16 protein-coding genes and 1 pseudogene are annotated in these 18840 nt (G+C 69.8%); 12 read left to right on the plus strand and 5 right to left on the minus strand.

All coding sequences use genetic code 11. The annotated features are described in order from the left end of the window. The 4 genes from ACZ6B1_RS26740 (at nucleotide 1) to ACZ6B1_RS26755 (ending at nucleotide 4589) form a co-directional block, all read left to right on the plus strand. On the plus strand, nucleotides 1–1620 hold the full coding sequence (locus tag ACZ6B1_RS26740; RefSeq protein WP_468782381.1) for a YifB family Mg chelatase-like AAA ATPase: 1620 nt from the start codon (nucleotides 1–3) through the stop codon (nucleotides 1618–1620). Next, on the plus strand, nucleotides 1617–2777 hold the full coding sequence (gene dprA, locus ACZ6B1_RS26745) for a DNA-processing protein DprA (protein WP_468782383.1): 1161 nt from the start codon (nucleotides 1617–1619) through the stop codon (nucleotides 2775–2777). Before ACZ6B1_RS26740 ends, dprA begins: the two co-directional genes overlap by 4 nt. Nucleotides 2778–3126: 349 nt before the next feature. Continuing rightward, nucleotides 3127–3966, plus strand: coding sequence for an RNA polymerase sigma factor WhiG (gene whiG / locus ACZ6B1_RS26750; RefSeq protein WP_468782385.1), 840 nt, complete (start codon nucleotides 3127–3129; stop codon nucleotides 3964–3966). A 65-nt stretch (nucleotides 3967–4031) separates the two neighbouring features. Further along, on the plus strand, nucleotides 4032–4589 hold the full coding sequence (locus ACZ6B1_RS26755) for a TetR/AcrR family transcriptional regulator (RefSeq protein WP_468782586.1): 558 nt from the start codon (nucleotides 4032–4034) through the stop codon (nucleotides 4587–4589). 131 nt (nucleotides 4590–4720) lie between these two features. Here the strand turns inward: ACZ6B1_RS26755 and ACZ6B1_RS26760 are convergent, their stop codons facing one another. Next, nucleotides 4721–5284 carry a peptidoglycan DD-metalloendopeptidase family protein gene (locus ACZ6B1_RS26760; protein WP_468782588.1) on the minus strand — a complete coding sequence of 188 codons (564 nt, stop codon included), beginning with the start codon at nucleotides 5282–5284 and terminating at the stop codon, nucleotides 4721–4723. Between the two features lie 310 nt (nucleotides 5285–5594). Here ACZ6B1_RS26760 and rpsB point away from each other — a divergent pair, with 310 nt between their 5' ends. The 5 genes from rpsB to ACZ6B1_RS26785 all read left to right on the plus strand — a co-directional run bounded on the left by rpsB (nucleotide 5595) and on the right by ACZ6B1_RS26785 (nucleotide 10333). Next, entirely contained in the window at nucleotides 5595–6530 is a 936-nt protein-coding gene (gene rpsB, locus ACZ6B1_RS26765; RefSeq protein WP_468782387.1) for a 30S ribosomal protein S2, read from the plus strand. Nucleotides 6531–6700: 170 nt separating this feature from the next. Further along, entirely contained in the window at nucleotides 6701–7537 is an 837-nt protein-coding gene (tsf, locus tag ACZ6B1_RS26770; RefSeq protein WP_468782389.1) for a translation elongation factor Ts, read from the plus strand. Nucleotides 7538–7729: 192 nt separating this feature from the next. After that, complete coding sequence (gene pyrH / locus ACZ6B1_RS26775) at nucleotides 7730–8488, plus strand: UMP kinase (protein WP_468782391.1); 759 nt, start codon at nucleotides 7730–7732, stop codon at nucleotides 8486–8488. Nucleotides 8489–8672: 184 nt separating this feature from the next. Continuing rightward, entirely contained in the window at nucleotides 8673–9230 is a 558-nt protein-coding gene (gene frr / locus ACZ6B1_RS26780) for a ribosome recycling factor (RefSeq protein ID WP_067041614.1), read from the plus strand. Beyond that, nucleotides 9230–10333: a phosphatidate cytidylyltransferase gene (locus ACZ6B1_RS26785; protein ID WP_468782394.1), complete on the plus strand. Its 1104-nt coding sequence runs from the start codon at nucleotides 9230–9232 to the stop codon at nucleotides 10331–10333. Before frr ends, ACZ6B1_RS26785 begins: the two co-directional genes overlap by 1 nt. 73 nt (nucleotides 10334–10406) lie before the next feature. Here ACZ6B1_RS26785 and ACZ6B1_RS26790 read toward each other — a convergent pair whose 3' ends face one another. Beyond that, a complete protein-coding gene (locus ACZ6B1_RS26790) occupies nucleotides 10407–11060 on the minus strand; it encodes a YceI family protein (RefSeq protein ID WP_468782396.1) in 654 nt (217 codons plus the stop codon). A 347-nt stretch (nucleotides 11061–11407) separates the two neighbouring features. Between ACZ6B1_RS26790 and ACZ6B1_RS26795 the strand changes: the two genes are divergently transcribed. After that, nucleotides 11408–12535: a PP2C family protein-serine/threonine phosphatase gene (locus tag ACZ6B1_RS26795; protein ID WP_468782398.1), complete on the plus strand. Its 1128-nt coding sequence runs from the start codon at nucleotides 11408–11410 to the stop codon at nucleotides 12533–12535. Between the two features lie 102 nt (nucleotides 12536–12637). Here ACZ6B1_RS26795 and ACZ6B1_RS26800 read toward each other — a convergent pair whose 3' ends face one another. From ACZ6B1_RS26800 to ACZ6B1_RS26810, 3 genes and pseudogenes are all read right to left on the minus strand, one after another. After that, nucleotides 12638–13504, minus strand: a complete 867-nt coding sequence (locus ACZ6B1_RS26800; protein WP_468782400.1) for a hypothetical protein — start codon at nucleotides 13502–13504, stop codon at nucleotides 12638–12640. A gap of 323 nt (nucleotides 13505–13827) precedes the next feature. Beyond that, a pseudogene (locus tag ACZ6B1_RS26805) lies at nucleotides 13828–14473 on the minus strand (site-specific integrase); the annotation flags it as partial. Between the two features lie 548 nt (nucleotides 14474–15021). Then, nucleotides 15022–15471 carry a hypothetical protein gene (locus tag ACZ6B1_RS26810; RefSeq protein WP_468782402.1) on the minus strand — a complete coding sequence of 150 codons (450 nt, stop codon included), beginning with the start codon at nucleotides 15469–15471 and terminating at the stop codon, nucleotides 15022–15024. A 966-nt stretch (nucleotides 15472–16437) separates the two neighbouring features. Here ACZ6B1_RS26810 and rlmN point away from each other — a divergent pair. Together rlmN and ACZ6B1_RS26820 are read left to right on the plus strand one after the other, a co-directional pair. After that, entirely contained in the window at nucleotides 16438–17544 is a 1107-nt protein-coding gene (rlmN, locus tag ACZ6B1_RS26815; protein WP_468782404.1) for a dual-specificity RNA methyltransferase RlmN, read from the plus strand. Nucleotides 17545–17756: 212 nt separating this feature from the next. Further along, nucleotides 17757–18839, plus strand: a complete 1083-nt coding sequence (locus ACZ6B1_RS26820) for a thiamine ABC transporter substrate-binding protein (protein WP_468782406.1) — start codon at nucleotides 17757–17759, stop codon at nucleotides 18837–18839. Nucleotide 18840 lies beyond the last annotated feature (1 nt).

Raw genomic sequence — 18840 nt, forward strand, 5'->3', positions numbered from 1 at the left:
ATGGGATTCGCCCGTACGTGCTCCGTCGCCCTCGTCGGCGTCGAGGGCGTGGTCGTCGAGGTGCAGGCCGACCTGGAACCCGGGGTGGCGGCCTTCACTCTGGTGGGCCTGCCGGACAAGAGCCTGACGGAGAGCCGGGACCGGGTCCGGGCCGCGGTGGTGAACTCGGGCGGCGAATGGCCGCAGAAGAAGCTCACCGTCGGACTGAGCCCGGCGTCCGTGCCCAAGGCCGGCTCCGGCTTCGACCTGGCCGTCGCCTGCGCGGTGCTCGGCGCCGCCGAGCGGATCGACCCGCGGGTCCTCGCCGAGATCGTGATGATCGGCGAGCTGGGCCTGGACGGTCGGGTGCGGCCGGTGCGGGGCATCCTGCCCGCCGTCCTCTCCGCCGCCGACGCGGGGTACGAACAGGTGGTCGTACCCGAGAGCGCCGCCGCCGAGGCCTCGCTGGTCCCCGGGGTGTCCGTGCTCGGCGTCCGCAGCCTGCGGCAGCTGATCGCCGTGCTCACCGACGAGCCCGTGCCCGAGGAGGAACCGGACGGGCAGGGACGCCCGGACCCCCTGCTGGCGGGCCTGCGCGTGCCCGGCGCCGGGGCGGCCACCGGCATGCACGGCTCAGGCGCCCAGCAGCCGGACCACGACCTGGCCGACGTCGTGGGCCAGACCTCGGCGCGCACGGCCGTCGAGGTGGCCGCCGCCGGCGGGCACCACCTGTTCCTCGAGGGCCCGCCGGGAGCGGGCAAGACCATGCTCGCCGAGCGGCTGCCCGCCGTGCTGCCCCCGCTCACCCGGCAGGAGTCACTGGAAGTCACGGCGGTCCACTCGGTGGCCGGACTGCTGCCCCCGGGCAAACCCCTCGTCGAGGTCGCGCCCTACTGCGCCCCGCACCACTCGGCCACGATGCAGTCCCTCGTCGGGGGCGGCCCGGGCGTGGCGCGGCCCGGCGCCGTGTCCCTGGCCCACCGAGGAGTGTTGTTCCTGGACGAGGCGCCCGAGTTCCATGGCCAGACCCTGGACGCCCTGCGGCAGCCCCTGGAGTCCGGGCACGTGGTGATCGCCCGCAGCGCGGGAGTGGTCCGGTTCCCCGCCCGGTTCCTGATGGTGCTGGCGGCCAACCCCTGCCCGTGCGGGCGGTTCTCGCAGCGGGACTCCCTGTGCGACTGCCCGCCGTCGGCGATCCGCCGGTACCAGGCTCGGCTGTCCGGCCCGCTGCTGGACCGGGTCGACCTGCGGGTCGAGGTCGACCCGGTCACCCGTGCCCAGCTCACCGAACCCGGGGCCCGGGGCGAGTCCTCGGCGGCCGTCGCCGACCGGGTCCGGGCGGCCCGGGAGCGGGCCGCGGGCCGTCTCGCCGGAACACCCTGGGGCACCAACAGCGAGGTGCCCGGAAGAGAGCTGCGCAGTCGTTTCCACGCCGCCGCCGGCGCGATGGAACAGGCCGAGCGCAGCCTCGAGCGGGGCGTGCTCACGGCCCGCGGCATCGACCGGGTGCTGCGCGTCGCCTGGACCGTGGCGGACCTCGTCGGCCACGACCGCCCGGACGCCGGCGACGTCTGCCTCGCCCTGCAACTGCGCACCGGGATCCCGCGGGGCGTGCCCATGGCCCTCGGGACCCTGGCGTGAGCGCGGAAGCCGACGTGAGGGAGGAGCGGCTGGGGCGGGTCTTCCTCGCCCGGGTCATCGAGCCGGGGGACGAGGCCGGCGGACGGTGGCTGCGGGAGTTCGGGGTCGCGGAAGTGGTTCGGCGGCTGCGCGACGGCGGGCCGCGGCTGCCGGGGGTGAGCGGGAAGAGGTGGGCCGGGCTGGTGGCGCGGGCCGAAGGGGCCGAACCTGAGCGGGATCTCGAGACGGCGCGGAACACCGGTGTGCGGTTCGTCTGCCCGGGCGACACCGAATGGCCGGGGCGGCTCGACGACCTGGGCGACGGAAGACCCACGGGCCTCTGGGTGCGCGGCGCGCCCAGTCTGCGGATATGGGCGCTCGGCTCCGTCGCCGTGGTCGGGGCTCGCGCCTGCACCGAGTACGGGACGCATATGGCGGCCACCCTCGCCGCCGAGCTGGCCGAACGGGGATGGGTGGTCGTGTCCGGCGGGGCCTACGGCATCGACGGGGCCGCCCACCGGGGCGCCCTCGCCGCCGGCGGGGCCACCGTCGCCGTGCTGGCCTGCGGCGTCGACCGGCCCTACCCCCGCGGGCACACCGCGTTGATCAGCCGGATCGCGGAGCAGGGACTGGTGGTGGGCGAGCTGCCGCCCGGCGATCATCCGACGCCGAGCCGGTTCATCCTGCGGAACCGGGTGATCGCGGCGCTCACCCGGGGCACCGTCGTCGTGGAGGCCGCCTGCCGCAGCGGCTCGCTGGTCACCGCGCGGGCCGCCGAGCGGCTCGGTAGATTCACGATGGGTGTCCCCGGTCCTGTCACCAGCTCTCTCTCCTCCGGTGTGCACGAACTGCTGCGCGGCGGGGCCACGGTGGTCACCGATGCCGCGGACGTCATCGAACTCGTCGGTGACATGGGTGAGCTGGCCCCGCCCCGGCGCGGCCCCGTCCTCCCGCGTGACCTGCTCGAACCGGCCGCGCGGGCCGTTCTCGCCGCCCTGCCCGGCAACCGCCCGGCCGGCGCCGGTGAGATCGCGCGCGGCGCGCGGACCACCCCGGACGAGGCGATCGCCAGACTGTACGAACTCCGAGCACTTGGTTACGTCGAACGACACGGCGATGGCTGGAAGTTGACACGCCAGGCGCTGATCTCGGCCCGGGGCTCCCCACCTCCATGCTGACCGAGCGTGTTCGGCCGTCCGAGGGAACGCCCTACGCCCTTGGGATTTCCCGGAGTTGGCGCATCCGGCCGGTCACGCAGAGCGAACGGCCGACTGTGGTGGGCCGACCGGTGGAGGACCTTCGCATGGGGGTGGTGCCTCGTTGTTCGCGCACCGCGACTCCACAGTCACGCTACGCTCACGAAGTCCGGGCGCAGACCGCGCCGACTCGACACAAGACCGACAGCTCACCCGGGTGCATCACTTCACCCACGGTGACTCCCCGCGCACCACTTCCGCTCACCGGCCCACCTCCCAGCACCTCACGGCAGATCACGGCACTTCACGGCAGAACGGCACAAGGCGACGAATGCCCCAGCACACCTCCGGCTCCGACCGGGCGGCGGTCCCACCAGCCGCCCGCGACGGTGGCAGCGTGCGGCCGCCCGCTCCCTCGACGCTCGACGAACTGTGGCGGTCGTACAAGGCGACGGGGGACGACCGGCTGCGGGAGCAACTGATCCTGCACTACTCGCCGCTGGTCAAGTACGTGGCGGGCCGGGTCAGCGTCGGTCTGCCGCCCAATGTGGAGCAGGCCGACTTCGTCTCCTCGGGGGTGTTCGGACTGATCGACGCCATCGAGAAGTTCGACATCGACCGGGAGATCAAGTTCGAGACGTACGCGATCACCCGGATCCGGGGCGCAATGATCGACGAGCTGCGGGCGCTGGACTGGATCCCCCGGTCCGTCCGGCAGAAGGCGCGCAACGTCGAACGGGCCTACGCCACCCTGGAGGCCCGGCTGCGGCGGACCCCGACGGAGGGGGAGGTCGCCGCCGAGCTGGACATCGAGGTGGACGAGCTGCACGCCGTGTTCAGCCAGTTGTCGCTGGCCAACGTGGTCGCGCTGGAGGAGCTGCTGCACGTCGGCGACGGCGGCGACCGGCTCAGCCTCATGGACACGCTCGAGGACACCGCCGCCGACAACCCGGTGGAGGTCGCCGAGGACAGGGAACTGCGGCGGTTCCTCGCCCGCGCGATCAACACCCTGCCGGAGCGGGAGAAGACCGTCGTCACGCTCTACTACTACGAGGGGCTCACCCTCGCCGAGATCGGCAATGTGCTGGGGGTCACCGAGAGCCGGGTCAGCCAGATCCACACCAAGTCGGTGCTGCAGCTGAGGGCGAAGCTGGCGGGCTTCGGACGCTGAGTCGCTCCCGTTCGCGGGGGCGCGTCCGTAAAGTGGTCGACGTGCCAAGGATTCGAGCGGCCTCCGTGGCCGAGCACCGGTCGATGCAGCGAGCCGCCCTGCTGGACGCGGCTCGGTCCCTGCTGTCCGACGGCGGGACCGACGCGCTGACCTTTCCCGCGCTGGCCGAACGGACGGGCCTGGCGCGGTCGTCCGTGTACGAGTACTTCCGCTCGCGCGCCGCCGTGGTCGAGGAGCTGTGCGAGGTCGACTTCCCCGTCTGGGCGGCGGAGGTCGCGGCGGCGATGGAGCGCGCGGCGACACCCGAGGGCAAGGTCGAGGCGTACGTGCGGCAGCAGCTCGCGCTGGTCGGGGACCGGCGGCACCGGGCCGTCGTGGCGATCTCGGCGAGTGAGCTGGACGCGGGGGCGCGCGAGAAGATCCGTGCGGCTCACGGCGGGCTGGTGGCGATGGTCGTCGAGGCGCTGGCGGAGATGGGGCACGAGCAGCCCCGGCTGGCGGCGATGCTGCTGCAGGGGGTCGTGGACGCGGCCGTGCGGCGGATCGAGCTGGGTGCGGCGGAGGAGCCGGCTCGGATCACGGACGCCGCTGTGCGGATGGCTCTGCGGGGGGTTCAGGGCTGAGGGCGCCGCGGCGGGGCCGGCCGGGGTTCGGGTTGCCCCGCGCTTCTGGGCCGCGCCCACCTGTGCCGCCGCAGGCGGCACGCATGCCCGCGGCTTCGCGGGCTCGGGTGCCCGCGACCGCTGCTCCGGCGCTAAGCCGGCACCCTCAGTACCGGGAGCAGTCGGGACGGCCCTCGGGGCAGTAGCCACGGCGGGAGCAGGGTCAGGGGGTTCACGTAGGTTTCGCCCATCAGCAGGCCCCAGTGCACGCAGGTGGCGGGGCAGTGCGAGGTCGCGGCCGTCACAGTGCCGACCACGTCACCCGCGCCCACCTCGTCCCCCTGCCGCACCGACGGGGTCACCGGCTCGTACGTGGTGCGCAGATCGGTCCCCGCCAGTTCCACCGACACCACGCCCCGCCCCGCGACCCGCCCAGCGAAGGACACCCGGCCGGGTGCCACGGCCCGTACCGGGGCACCGGCCGGCGCGCCCAGGTCCACACCCCGGTGCCCGGGGCCGTACACCGTCGCCGGTGGTTCCCAGCCCCGTACCACCACCGGCCGGACCCCCACGGGCCAGGCGCGGGCGATGGCCGGGACCGGTGCCCGCGAGGGCGGTGAGGGGGCCGGTGCCGGGGTGCCCGCGGAGGCCAGGGAGGCAGGCACGAGTGCCGCGAGACCGAGCACCAAGCCCGCCCACCCACCCGAATGCCGCATCACTCGTCGCATGCCGGAACCCTCCCGCACCCGCGTGATCCCGCGTGCTCATGGCCGGGATCTGTGGACAACCCCCCGGTTGTGGACAGCGGCGTCACCCGGTGCCCCGGCGGTCCCGTACACTTTCTCTGGCGATCCGGGTCACCGGGTCGACTTCGCACGCCCCGGTACGGGTCTCGTCGGACGGTGTCCGTCGGACGGTCCGTATCAGCGCCTCTCGGTCCTTCGTGGCACCGGCGCAACGTGGGCGTCAGGCGCGACGGCCGACCGGCTGTCGCGGCACAACCGAGAAATTCAAGGAGATACGGCCATGGCCGTCGTCACGATGCGGGAGCTGCTGGAGAGCGGCGTCCACTTCGGTCACCAGACCCGTCGCTGGAACCCGAAGATGAAGCGCTTCATCTTCACCGAGCGCAACGGCATCTACATCATCGACCTGCTCCAGTCGCTGTCGTACATCGACCGCGCCTACGAGTTCGTCAAGGAGACCGTCGCCCACGGCGGCACGGTCATGTTCGTCGGCACGAAGAAGCAGGCGCAGGAGGCCATCGCGGAGCAGGCCACCCGCGTCGGCATGCCCTTCGTCAACCAGCGCTGGCTGGGCGGCATGCTCACCAACTTCTCGACCGTCTACAAGCGTCTGCAGCGCCTCAAGGAGCTCGAGCAGATCGACTTCGAGGACGTCGCGGCCTCCGGTCTCACCAAGAAGGAGCTTCTCGTGCTCTCGCGCGAGAAGGCCAAGCTGGAGAAGACCCTCGGCGGTATCCGCGAGATGTCCAAGGTTCCCAGCGCCGTCTGGATCGTGGACACCAAGAAGGAGCACATCGCCGTTGGTGAGGCCCGGAAGCTGAACATCCCGGTCGTCGCGATCCTCGACACCAACTGCGACCCCGACGAGGTCGACTACAAGATCCCGGGCAACGACGACGCGATCCGCTCCGTCACCCTGCTCACCCGCGTGATCGCCGACGCGGTCGCCGAGGGCCTCATCTCCCGCTCCCGCGTCGCCACCGGCGACAAGGGCGAGAAGGCCGCGGGCGAGCCGCTCGCCGAGTGGGAGCGTGACCTGCTCGAGGGCGAGAAGAAGGCCGACGAGGCCGCTCCGGCCGCCGAGGCCGAGAAGCCGGCCGAGGCCCCCGCCGCCGAGGCCGAGAAGCCGGCCGAGGCCCCCGCCGCCGAGGCCGAGAAGCCGGCCGAGGCTCCCGCCGCCGAGGCCGCTCCGGCCGCCGAGGGCGAGCAGGCCTGACGTCAGCGTCGACAGTGGGGGCGGTACGGATTCATCGTGCTCCGGCGCGATAGGTCCGCCCCCACTGTTCACCCGTAGGTCGGCACGCCGTCCGTGATCCACGGCTACAAGTGGACACGGACCGTGCTCATCTCCGATCTCCGAAGACTTCGAGAAAGACTCACAGACTCATGGCGAACTACACCGCCGCCGACGTCAAGAAGCTCCGTGAGCTGACCGGCGCCGGCATGATGGACTGCAAGAAGGCGCTGGACGAGGCCGAGGGCGACGTCGACAAGGCTGTCGAGGCGCTGCGCATCAAGGGCCAGAAGGGCGTCGCCAAGCGCGAGGGCCGCTCCGCCGAGAACGGCGCCGTGGTCTCCATCATCGCCGACGACAACTCCTCCGGCGTCATCGTCGAGCTGAAGTGCGAGACGGACTTCGTGGCCAAGGGCGACAAGTTCCAGGCCGCGGCCCGGACCATCGCCGAGCACGTCGCGAAGACCTCCCCGGCCGACATCGAGGCCCTGCTCGCCTCCGAGATCGAGGCCGGCAAGACCGTCCAGGCGTTCGTGGACGAGGCCAACGCCAACCTCGGCGAGAAGATCGTCCTGGACCGCTTCGCGCAGTTCTCCGACGGCTACGTCACCGCGTACATGCACCGCACCATGCCCGACCTGCCCCCGCAGATCGGTGTCCTCGTCGAGCTGGACAAGCCGAACGCCGAGGTCGCCAAGGGCATCGCCCAGCACATCGCCGCCTTCGCGCCGAAGTACCTCGCCAAGGAGGACGTGCCGGCGGACGTCGTCGAGTCCGAGCGTCGTATCGCCGAGGAGACGACCCGCGCCGAGGGCAAGCCCGAGGCCGCGATCGCCAAGATCGTCGAGGGTCGCGTCAACGGCTTCTTCAAGGACGCCACGCTGCTCGGCCAGCCGTACGCGCTGGACAACAAGAAGTCGGTCCAGAAGGTACTGGACGAGGCCGGTGTCACCCTGAAGCGCTTCACGCGCATCAAGGTCGGCATCTGAGTCCGTACCGCGATCGACGCGCGACCCCTATAGGGTCGACAGCAGTCGTCCGCGCACACCGCCACACCCGGGCATGTGGCGGACGGCAGCAGATCTGACGAGGAGGCCATTGCCGCGCATGGGAGCGAAAAGCGACCCCAACCGGCAATGGCCTTCTTCGTATGTGCAACACGTGAAAGAGGCGGGATCTCCATGACCACCAAGGCCCAGAAGAGCGACGACGGCAAAGTACACGGCCGGTTTCTGCTGAAGCTGTCCGGAGAGGCCTTCTCCGGTGGCGGGGGCCTGGGCGTGGACCCGGACGTGGTGCACAAGATCGCCCGCGAGATCGCGGCCGTCGTCCGGGACGGCGCGGAGGTCGCGGTCGTCATCGGCGGCGGCAACTTCTTCCGCGGTGCCGAACTCCAGCAGCGCGGCATGGACCGCGCCCGCTCCGACTACATGGGCATGCTCGGCACCGTGATGAACTGCCTCGCCCTCCAGGACTTCCTGGAGAAGGAGGGCATCGACAGCCGGGTGCAGACCGCCATCACCATGGGACAGGTCGCCGAGCCGTACATCCCGCTGCGCGCCGTGCGTCACCTGGAGAAGGGCCGCGTGGTCATCTTCGGTGCCGGAATGGGCATGCCGTACTTCTCCACCGACACCACCGCCGCCCAGCGCGCCCTGGAGATCGACGCCGAGGCGCTGCTCATGGGCAAGAACGGCGTGGACGGCGTCTACGACTCCGACCCCAAGACCAACCCCGACGCCGTCAAGTTCGACGCCCTCGGCTACGGCGAGGTCATCACCCGGGACCTCAAGGTCGCCGACGCCACCGCCATCACCCTGTGCCGTGACAACAGCCTGCCGATCCTCGTGTTCGAGCTGCTCGCCGAGGGCAATATCGCCCGGGCCGTCAAGGGTGAGAAGATCGGCACGCTGGTGGGTGACCAGGGCAGCCGGGACTGACCGGCACACCCCGGGCGCCCGGGGTACGACGCCTGTCCGGGGGACGGACGGGACGCGCCCTGGCCGGGGGATGGACAATGTCCTGCCGGTCGGGAACCGTGCAGGAAGAAGACGCGACGCAGCCGGCCGCCGCCCGACAGAGGAACCGCAGCCGGGCCTCACTCAAGACACGCAGGAGCAAGTGGTGATCGAAGAGACCCTCCTCGAGGCCGAGGAGAAGATGGAGAAGGCCGTCGTGGTCGCCAAGGAGGACTTCGCCGCGATCCGCACCGGCCGTGCGCACCCGGCGATGTTCAACAAGATCGTGGCCGACTACTACGGCGCGCCGACGCCGATCAACCAGCTGGCTTCGTTCTCCGTGCCGGAGCCGCGCATGGCGGTCGTGACCCCGTTCGACAAGAGCGCGCTGCGCAACATCGAGCAGGCGATCCGGGACTCCGACCTGGGCGTCAACCCGAGCAACGACGGCAATATCATCCGCGTGGTGTTCCCCGAGCTCACCGAGGAGCGCCGCCGCGACTACATCAAGGTCGCCAAGGGCAAGGCGGAGGACGCCCGAGTGTCGATCCGCTCGGTGCGCCGCAAGGCCAAGGACGCCATCGACAAGCTGATCAAGGACGGCGAGGTCGGTGAGGACGAGGGCCGCCGTGCGGAGAAGGAGCTCGACGACACCACGGCGAAGTACGTCGCACAGGTGGACGAGCTGCTGAAGCACAAGGAAGCGGAGCTGCTCGAAGTCTGATGAGCCACTCTTCCTGGGGGGCGCCGCCAACGGCGGGGCAGACCGGTTACTGGGGGCCCACCGAGGGTGGGCCTGTCCAGGGGGTTGCCCCGGCGGGTCCCGCGTACGATGCGCCTGAGGCGCAGCAGACTCGCCCCATGCCCATCGTGCCCGACCTACCCGCGCATGGCGGAGACCAGGACGACGACCGGGGGGCCGCTCGGCTGAGCGGCCCCTTGTTCCGCAACGAGACGCAGAATCCGGAGCCCATGCCCGACGCCCCGCAGCCGGCGCCCGCGCCGCAGAAGAAGAGCGCGGGCCGCGACCTGAGCGCCGCCATAGGCGTCGGTGTCGGGCTCGGTGTGCTGATCATCGCGTCCCTGTTCGTCGTCAAGGCCGTCTTCGTGGGTGTCATCGCGGTCGCGGTGGTCGTCGGGCTGTGGGAGCTGACCAGCAGGCTGCGGGAGCGCAAGGACATCGGGGCGCCGTTGGTGCCGCTCGCGGTGGGCGGTGCGGCGATGGTGGTCGCCGGGTACGTCCGCGGCGCCGAGGGCGCCTGGGTCGCGATGGCGCTGACCGCGCTCGCGGTCCTGGTCTGGCGCATGACGGAACCGCCGGAGGGCTACCTCAAGGACGTCACCGCCGGTGTCTTCGCGGCGTTCTACGTGCCGTTCCTGGCCACGTTCGTCGCGATGATGCTCACCGCCGACGACGGCCCCTGGCGGGTGCTGACCTTCCTGCTCCTGACTGTCGTCAGCGACACCGGCGCGTATGCCGTCGGCTGGCGCTTCGGCAAGAACAAGCTCGCCCCGCGCATCAGCCCCGGCAAGACCCGTGAGGGTCTGCTCGGCGCGGTGGTGTTCGCCATGGTCGCGGGCGCGCTGTGCATGCACTTCCTGATCGACGACGGCCGCTGGTGGCAGGGCCTCCTCCTCGGTCTCGCCGTCGCCGCCAGCGCCACCCTCGGGGACCTCGGCGAATCCATGATCAAGCGTGACCTGGGCATCAAGGACATGGGCACCCTGCTTCCCGGTCACGGCGGCATCATGGACCGCCTGGACTCGCTGCTGCCGACGGCGCCGGTCGTCTGGCTCCTGCTGGTGCTGTTCGTCGGCTCCGCCTGAGCCGCCCGGAGCGCATACGACGACGGGCCCCACCCTGGTCACTGGGTGGGGCCCGTCGTCGTATGCGCTCGACTCAGGAGGCGGTGCGGATGGCGGCGATGTCGAACTGGAGGCGGACCTTCTCGCTCACCATGGCCCCGCCCTGGGCGAGCCTGGCGTCGTAGGTCAGACCCCAGTCGCACCGGTTGATGGTCGTGGTGCCGTCGAAGCCGACCCGCTCATAGCCGAACGGGTCCGTCACATGACCGATGTAGGTCAGTTCCAGGTCGACGGGGCGGCTGACGTTCTTGATGGTCAGGTCGCCGGTCATCCGGTAGACGTCCTCGCCGGCGAGCCGCACCGTGTTGCTCGTGAAGGTCATCCGCGGGTACGTCGCCGCGTCCAGGAACTCGCGGCCCACCAGATGGGCGTCGCGCTGGTCCACCCCGGTGTCCACGCTCGCCGTGTACATCACGATGTCGGCGCGGGACCGGGCCGGGTCGCGGGCGTCGAAGTAGAGCCGGCTCTCGTACTCCGCGAAGGCACCGCGCACCGTGGTCACCATCGCGTGCCGCACGGAGAACCCGATCCTGCTGTGCGCGGGGTCGATCGACCACTCCCCGGTGAGGGACGCCAGACCGGGATCGGGCAGGACAGCGGTGGCGCCGTACGCCGGGGCGGTCTGCGCGGCGGGGGAGGCGGGCGCCTCCAGACGCCGCTGGAAAGGGCTGCGGCCGAAAAGGTTCATGGAGCCCCTTGCTACGGCAGCGCGCCCGGCCCGGCAAGACCCGACCAGGAAACCCGACCGTTCACCAGCAGAACTTCACAGGTGGGGAGGGGCGTGGATCTGGGCGGGTGCGGTAGGGCGCCGCCTTCTCCCGCCCGCCGTGCGGCGGGCCGGGGAGCAGCTCACCGGCGTCGTCCTGAGCGGCTTCGGCGTCAAGGTCGCGGCGACGCGGCCCTGATGCGTCGTGTCCCGTCGCCGACACCCCCGGCCGGCGGCCGGTGGGCCCCGGGCGCCGGGGCGTCTGCTCGTCGGGCGTCCCCGACGATGGCAATGTGGGAGATGTGAAAGCTGAGGACGGCTCAGCCGGTATGTGGCAGCTCCGGCGGTCGAGTCACGCGTTGCTGCTGATCCCGATCGTCCTCATCGTGGTGATCACGGCTGTCGACCAGCTGGTCCCGGAGGACATCCATCTCGGCCCGCTGCTCGTGATCGCCCCCGCGATCACCGCCTCCTTCACGGGCGCGTGGCTCACCGGCGTGATCGGCACCCTGGCGGTGGCGGCACAGGCGTACATCGGCTGGCACTTCGGCGTGCTCTTCTCGCGCAACGTGCTGGTCCAGATCCTCGCCCTGGCGGTGCTCTCGGCGCTGAGCGTGGTCTTCTGCCTGGTGCGTGAGCGACGCCAGCGCCAGCTCGCCCAGGTGCGGTCGGTCGCCGAGGCCGCGCAGCACGGCCTGCTGTGGCCGCTGCCGGAGCGCATGGGCCCGCTGCAGATCGCCTGCCTGTACCTGGCCGCCGAGGACGAGGCGAAGATCGGCGGAGACCTGTACGCGGCCACCCGCATCACCGGCGGTGTGCGCATCATGATCGGGGACGTCCGGGGCAAGGGGCTGTCAGCCATCGGTGAGGCGGCCCTCCTCCTCGGCGCCTTCCGCGAGGCCGCCCACCGGCACGCGACCCTTCCCGACCTGGCCACCACGCTGGATCACAGCGTGACCCGGTACCTGGCCGACTTCGAGCCGACCGCGGAGGCCGGCGAGCGTTTCGCGACCATGCTGCTACTGGAACTCCCCGACGACGACCACGTCATCCGGATGATCAGTTGCGGCCACCCTCCCCCGCTGCTGCTCAGTCCGAACAGCGCCCTCACGGTTCCCAGCCTGCACCCCGCACCACCCCTGGGGACCACGGAAACGGGACCGGAGGCGTACGCCATCGACGCCGCTTCCTTCGAGCCGGGCGACACCCTCCTTCTCTACACGGACGGCGTCGTCGAAGCCCGCGACCGCGACGGCCGCTTCTACCCCCTGGAGACACGCGTCGCCCAGTGGACCAGGAGCGGCCCCGAATCGCTGCTCCACCACATCCACCGCGATCTGCTCTCGCACACCCGCGGACGCCTCAACGACGACGCCGCCCTCGTCGCCCTGCACCGCCACGGACACCGCCGTCACGGCCGCGTCATCCACTCGAGCGGCTTCGGACACACCCCGTGAACCATGCGGTGCCCGACCGCGCTCCCTGCCCGGAGCCCGGCCGGCCTCGGCGTGGCCGATGACGCCGGAGACCTCCAAGGCCGGCGCGCCCGGGCCTGACCGTCAGCGGTCCGAGCCCTGACGACGGGAGACCTGGCCCCGAACCGTGCGCCACCGCGACCGTGTCTGCTCGACCACCTTGTCCCACTGCCGGCGGACCTCACGGTCGGACGGGCGGTGGCCCACGCGGATCCGGCCGAGTTCGTCGCGTACCTCTCGTCCCAGTGCCGCCGAGGCGACCAGGACGAGCATGGCCGCGAACAGGGCGGAGATCATCGCGAAGACCGCACCGACCACCCCGTAGCGTGCGGCGGAGGAGTTGAAAAGACGCGGCATGTAGACGGTCGCGCCCACCGAGTACGCCGCGGTCAGGGCGGCGCCGGTGACGGCGAAGGGAATCAGGTCCGTCCAGCCGATCCGCTTCGCCGACAGGAGCCGGCCGGTCCGGACGAGGAACACGGCGGTCACCGGTACCTCACAGATCAGGGCGACCAGACCCAGCCCGTGCCCGCCGAGGAGCGCGGAGAGCAACGTGATGACCGTCGCGTAGCCGCCGAGAGTGAGGATCCACCACATACCGTTCCGTGTGTTCCGCACACTGAGAGGCTTGAGTTCCCAAGCCTGCTCGAAGAGCCGCTGCGCCGCTCGCGTGAAACTCAGCATCGAGATCGTCAGGAACACGACGCCGAAGATGCCCACACCGGAGCTGGTCCCCTCGGCGGGGGAGAACAGTGACCTGACCGCGTCGGCGCCCGCACCGGTGAGGTTGTAGCGCTGGATGATCCGCTCCGCGGCGTCGTACTGCCCGAAGACGGCGCCGAGGAGGATGGAGACCGGCACCAGCGCTGTCAGGGCGCTGGATGCGAGGGCCATCGAGCGGTCGAAACCCACGATCTTCTGGAACCGGTTGATGACCCGCAACGCGAACACGGGCCGCAGCCAGAACGTCAGCGTTCTGACGAAGCGCTCTCGGTTGATCTCCGCCGTCCTGCCCTCCGTGAGGATCGGGATCTTCGTGGGCGAAGAGAGCGTAACGGACGCCCGCAGGGGTCGATGAGGGCGACACGGGAGCGGCCCGCCGGCCGCACGACCGCCCGACGCCTCACCTCGTCGCGTCCGCCGTACTACGGGAGACTGCCGCCGGCGACGCCGGTCCTGACGAGCGACGCCGCGGGTCACCCGATTGGATCTGCGACACTGGTACCACCATGCTCGGGCCGTCCGGCTTGCGCCAGGGCAACGACCGCGTCCTAAGCGAGCCCGACGATCTCACCCTGACGAAGCCCGCATCCGGCGCCCACATCGACCATGGGCCGATAGCGCTGGGGGAGTGCCGCACGGACCGCGCGAACCTCGGCAGGCAGCCACGGCACCACGCGTCGCTGCTCGACGGCCGGAGGGCGGACGGACTTCGCGGAGCACGGGTTACGGGGCAAGAGCCCGTCGTCAACGGCCGCACTGAGCACGGCTCGCACGTCGCCGTAGATGTTCCGCGCATAGCCGCCGCTGACTGCCGGGTCGTTCTCCAGCGCGCTCACCAAGCCGCGGATGTGCTCCGGGCGGAACGAATCCAGTGGCCGGGAACCGATCAGCCGGAACGCGTGCAGACGCAACCGCTGCTCGACCACGACCTGACTCGCCGGGTCGATGCCGTGCGTCTTGAGCCACTTCTCCGCGTAGCCCTTGAACGTGACCCGAGCCGCCGCGCGGGTCGATGTACTGCCCGCGCGACATGTCCGACGCGACGTCGGTCAGCCACTGCTCAGCGAGGCGCTTTTGTCGGTCTGGGAAGCTCTTGGACTTCTCGGTACCGTCCGGCCCGATGTACCGAGCGCGGTAGCGCATGCCGGTGCCGTAACGCTCGGTCTTGACCCTGACGGGCTTGCCGCCCGGCCCGATCTCGGTCTTGTACCAGCGGTCTTACAAACCCGCCCGATCCGCTGGCTAGCGGAATGGGCCACTCGCGTCAAATCAGCTCCCGCCCAAAGCCGCTCCACCGACCGCGTACGCGCGCGCCATTCACCCTGTGCAGATGAGTGGCGCCTGTGGTGATGTAGTGCCGGATTCACGGTGAGCTAGTTTCGGACCGTGCCGTCGGAAGCTGGTGCTATACGTTTGGCGTCCACGTGAAACCACTCGATCAAGTGAGTTTCAAACAGCATGGCCGCAAACTCTGGGTCCCACTCCGAACTCAAGTCAGGAATTACCCGCTGGCTGCGGATGAAGGTGACCAAGGGGACGGAGTCCATCGTGAAAGTAGCGATTACCCAAACACCATCCTCGCGATGCTCAGGGACTAGGTTGCGAAGTGTCCCAGCGTCCTCTTCGGAAGCAAGTTGGCTACGGACCTTATCTTCCGCGGAACCCTGGAATCTGGCGAGCCATTCTTGCGGTGACAGTCCGCCGTACGGTTCCTGATCTGCCAATCTTCCGCCTCCTTTCGAAGATCACTCCATGAAGGCAGTGATGATGCCTACAGGGCGCCCATCCCCGGACCGGCTGTCCTCTCGTTCGGTAAAGACTACCCGGAACGTCCCAGAGCCGGTGTTGTACCTGGCGGTCACTTTGCCGTCTTGCGGTCGGCCGGAATTCCCGGACTCCAGCGTCTTGTCGATGAACCAGTTCAAGGACGTGTCATTGATCGGATGCCTGTCCTGTATGTGGACATAGCCGAAAGTCGAGTCGCCCTGCCGCAAGGGAGTGTCTTCGCCTTGCCGCCCAAAGAATGAGACCCGAATCCTCCACTTGCCCGTCGCGGTCGGATGCGCAACGTGTTCGGCATTGATTGCTTGAACAGCTACTGTCGGCTGTGCTGCGTGAGCCGGTGAGTTGATGAAGCCGATCAACGTCAGGGATGCGACGGCTAAGGCGACAAACAGTTTGCGCACGTTGTGCACGAGCACCTCCCTTACCTTGGCTTGTTCGAGGTTTAGTCAACCTTCCTGCCTGGGCGAGTCAAAGCAGGAGTTGAGACGCTCTGCATCTTGGAATTCTTCAAGAATGCTGGGACATATCCTGCTTTACGGGCGGTGTCAATCGAGCCATCTAGGGTGGATGTTTCGGCCGATTCGCAGCATGCTTCCCATGTAGGTGTCAGTGGTACGCCGCAGAACGGCCGAACCTCAGAGAGATGTGAGTTGCGTCGACCCTTTTGCGGTCTTGCAGCGAGATACAAGCTGTTGTACGAACCCGACGTGGCTATGCAGAGGCTCGCAAGGGAGGCAAAGCATCGGGCACTTTCTCTTCGTCCTCGGCGGGGGCGGACCCGTGACGCCGCGCTCAGAGCTTGCCGAAGGCGGCCAGTACCGGGAGGCCGAGGACAGGAGCAAAGCCGAAGGTCGCGAGGGCGGTCCTCCAAGCCTTCCGCCGCTCCGCGGGGCAGCGTCGTACCGGTGGAGTCCCTGAGTGACGGGCCCGCGCGGAAAGCCCACGGCATCCGAGCTGGCCAGAGCCGTGGGCTTCTTCAGGCCCGCTGGTCAGCGGGACCGGTGATCAGTAGACGCGCTCCTGATGCACGACTACGACTTGATCAGCGATCCGCAGACAGTCGCCATCGTGAGAGCTCAGCAGCGTGCAGGGGGACAGCGCCGCCGTAGGCTGCGTCGACTGGCAACGCGTCGACGCTCCGCGGAGTGACATCAGCGGATGACATCAACGCCCCCGGACGGCATCGGACTGGAACAGCCACAGGGACACCGGGAACCGTCAGCGTCATGAGTGCGGAGCAGGCCGCACGGCCCGGTGAACGAACTTGCCCTCTCTGGGCCGTCCGAGGCTGCTCGACACCGACCGGTGACGACTGGACAGTCGTAGCGCCCCACAGCTGCAGGTCGTCCGTTTGGATCTGCGACACTGGTAGAGCCATGCCTAATCCCGGAGAACTCACTTTCGTCGCCCCCCGCGGAGCCAAGAAGCCGCCGCGGCATCTCGCCGATCTCACGCCCGCCGAGCGCAAGGAAGCCGTGGCCGAGATCGGTGAGAAGCCGTTCCGTGCCAAGCAGCTGTCGCAGCACTACTTCGCGCGGTACGCGCACGACCCGGCGGAGTGGACCGACATCCCCGCCGCCGCGCGCGGCAGACTGCGGGAAGCGCTGCTGCCCGAGCTGATGACCGTCGTGCGGCATCTGTCGACCGACCAGGGGACGACCCGCAAGACGCTGTGGCGGCTGTTCGACGGCACGCTCGTGGAGTCCGTGCTGATGCGGTACCCGGACCGGGTCACCATGTGCATCAGCTCGCAGGCCGGGTGCGGGATGAACTGCCCGTTCTGCGCGACCGGGCAGGCCGGTCTCGACCGGAACCTGTCCACCGCGGAGATCGTGCACCAGATCGTGGACGGGATGCGGGCGCTGCGGGACGGAGAGGTGCCGGGCGGGCCCGCGCGGTTGTCCAACATCGTCTTCATGGGCATGGGGGAGCCGCTCGCCAACTACAAGCGGGTCGTGGGTGCCGTTCGGGCGCTGACCGACCCCGCTCCCGACGGGCTCGGCCTCTCGCAGCGCGGCATCACCGTGTCGACGGTCGGGCTGGTCCCGGCCATCCACCGGTTCTCCGACGAGGGCTTCAAGTGCCGGCTCGCGATCTCCCTGCACGCGCCCGACGACGAGCTGCGCGACACCCTCGTCCCGGTGAACACGCGGTGGAAGGTGCGCGAGGTGCTGGACGCCGGGTTCGAGTACGCCGCGAAGTCCGGGCGCCGGCTGTCCATCGAGTACGCGCTGATCCGGGACATCAACGACCAGGCCTGGCGCGGTGACCGGCTCGGCCGGCTGCTCAGGGGCAAGCCCGTGCACGTCAACCTCATCCCGCTGAACCCGACGCCCGGCTCGAAGTGGACCGCCTCGCGGCCCGAGGACGAGAAGGCGTTCGTGGAGGCCATCGCGGCCCATGGTGTACCGGTCACCATCCGGGACACCCGGGGGCAGGAGATCGACGGGGCCTGTGGTCAGCTCGCGGCGACCGAGCGATAATCTGGCCACGTCAACACATCTTCATATTCCGACAGGGGAGCGCCACAGCGCTGAGAGTGCGGCAACCGGGCCGCAGACCCTCTGAACCTCGCCCAGGTCATTCTGGGTAGGAAGTTCGGTCATCACTCAAGCTGTTGCGCCCTGCCCGGGAATCCCTCGCGGAGCCCGGGCAGGGCCGCGTCTCTTCCTGGCCAACCCCAGGAGGACATCCAGTGCACAACAAGACCCTCGTGGCCGTGGCCGCCGGGCTCGGTCTCGTCGCCCTGTCCGCGCTGACCGGATGCGGTTCGGGCGACGCCAAGGGCTCCGCCGCGGACTCCAGGACCGTGACCCTCGTCAGCCACGACTCGTGGCTCGTCTCGAAGAGCGTCATGAAGGACTTCGAGAGGAAGTCCGGGTACAAGGTCAAGGTCCTCAAGAGCGGCGACGCCGGGCAGGCCGTCAACAAGGCGCTGCTGACCAAGGACAACCCGCAGGGCGACGTGTTCTTCGGCGTCGACAACACCCTGCTCTCCCGCGCCCTGGACAACGGGCTGTTCCAGTCCTACGAGGCGAAGGGCTCCGGCCAGGTGCTGCCCCAGTACCGCGTCGACCAGGACGAGCACCGCGTCACGCCCGTCGACACCGGCGACATCTGCGTCAACTACGACAAGGCCTGGTTCAGCGAGCACAAGCTGACCCCGCCGCAGTCCTTCGCCGACCTCGCCAAGCCCGCGTACAAGAACCTCCTCGTCACCGAGAACGCCGGCACCTCCTCGCCGGGCCTCGGCTTCCTGCTGGGCAGCGCCGCGAAGTTCGGTGACGGCTGGCAGGACTACTGGAAGAAGCTCAAGAACAACGGCGTCAAGGTCGTCGACGGCTGGGAGCAGGCCTACTACCAGGAGTTCTCCGGGTCGTCGGAGGGCAGGAAGGCCGGCGGCGACCGGCCGCTGGTGGTGTCGTACGCCTCCTCGCCGCCCGCCGAGGTCATCTACGCCAAGAAGCGGCCCGGCACCGCCCCCACCGGGGTGTCCCAGGGCACCTGCTTCCGGCAGACCGAGTACGCGGGCCTGTTGAGCAACGCCAAGAACACCAAGGGCGGCAAGGCGTTCCTCGACTTCCTGCTCACCAGGGAGTTCCAGGAGGACATGCCGCTCAACATGTTCGTCTACCCGGTGCGCGAGGGCGCCGCGGTGCCGGCGGACTTCACGAAGTACGGCCCGCAGGCCAAGGACCCCGAGACCATGGCCCCCGGCACCATCGCCGCCAACCGTGACAGCTGGGTCAAGTCGTGGACGTCGCTCGTACTGAGGTAGC

Source organism: Streptomyces sp. NPDC041129, assembly GCF_055592265.1.

Excerpts from the sequence above, each read along its gene's own strand:
- ACZ6B1_RS26740 (WP_468782381.1), top strand. The coding sequence starts at position 1 with ATGGGATTCGCCCGTACGTGCTCCGTCGCCCTCGTCGGCGTCGAGGGC.
- ACZ6B1_RS26785 (WP_468782394.1), top strand. The coding sequence starts at position 9,230 with ATGAGCCACTCTTCCTGGGGGGCGCCGCCAACGGCGGGGCAGACCGGT.
- whiG (WP_468782385.1), top strand. The coding sequence starts at position 3,127 with ATGCCCCAGCACACCTCCGGCTCCGACCGGGCGGCGGTCCCACCAGCC.
- ACZ6B1_RS26760 (WP_468782588.1), bottom strand. The coding sequence starts at position 5,284 with ATGCGGCATTCGGGTGGGTGGGCGGGCTTGGTGCTCGGTCTCGCGGCA.
- pyrH (WP_468782391.1), top strand. The coding sequence starts at position 7,730 with ATGACCACCAAGGCCCAGAAGAGCGACGACGGCAAAGTACACGGCCGG.
- ACZ6B1_RS26795 (WP_468782398.1), top strand. The coding sequence starts at position 11,408 with ATGTGGCAGCTCCGGCGGTCGAGTCACGCGTTGCTGCTGATCCCGATC.
- tsf (WP_468782389.1), top strand. The coding sequence starts at position 6,701 with ATGGCGAACTACACCGCCGCCGACGTCAAGAAGCTCCGTGAGCTGACC.
- ACZ6B1_RS26790 (WP_468782396.1), bottom strand. The coding sequence starts at position 11,060 with ATGAACCTTTTCGGCCGCAGCCCTTTCCAGCGGCGTCTGGAGGCGCCC.
- rpsB (WP_468782387.1), top strand. The coding sequence starts at position 5,595 with ATGGCCGTCGTCACGATGCGGGAGCTGCTGGAGAGCGGCGTCCACTTC.
- rlmN (WP_468782404.1), top strand. The coding sequence starts at position 16,438 with ATGCCTAATCCCGGAGAACTCACTTTCGTCGCCCCCCGCGGAGCCAAG.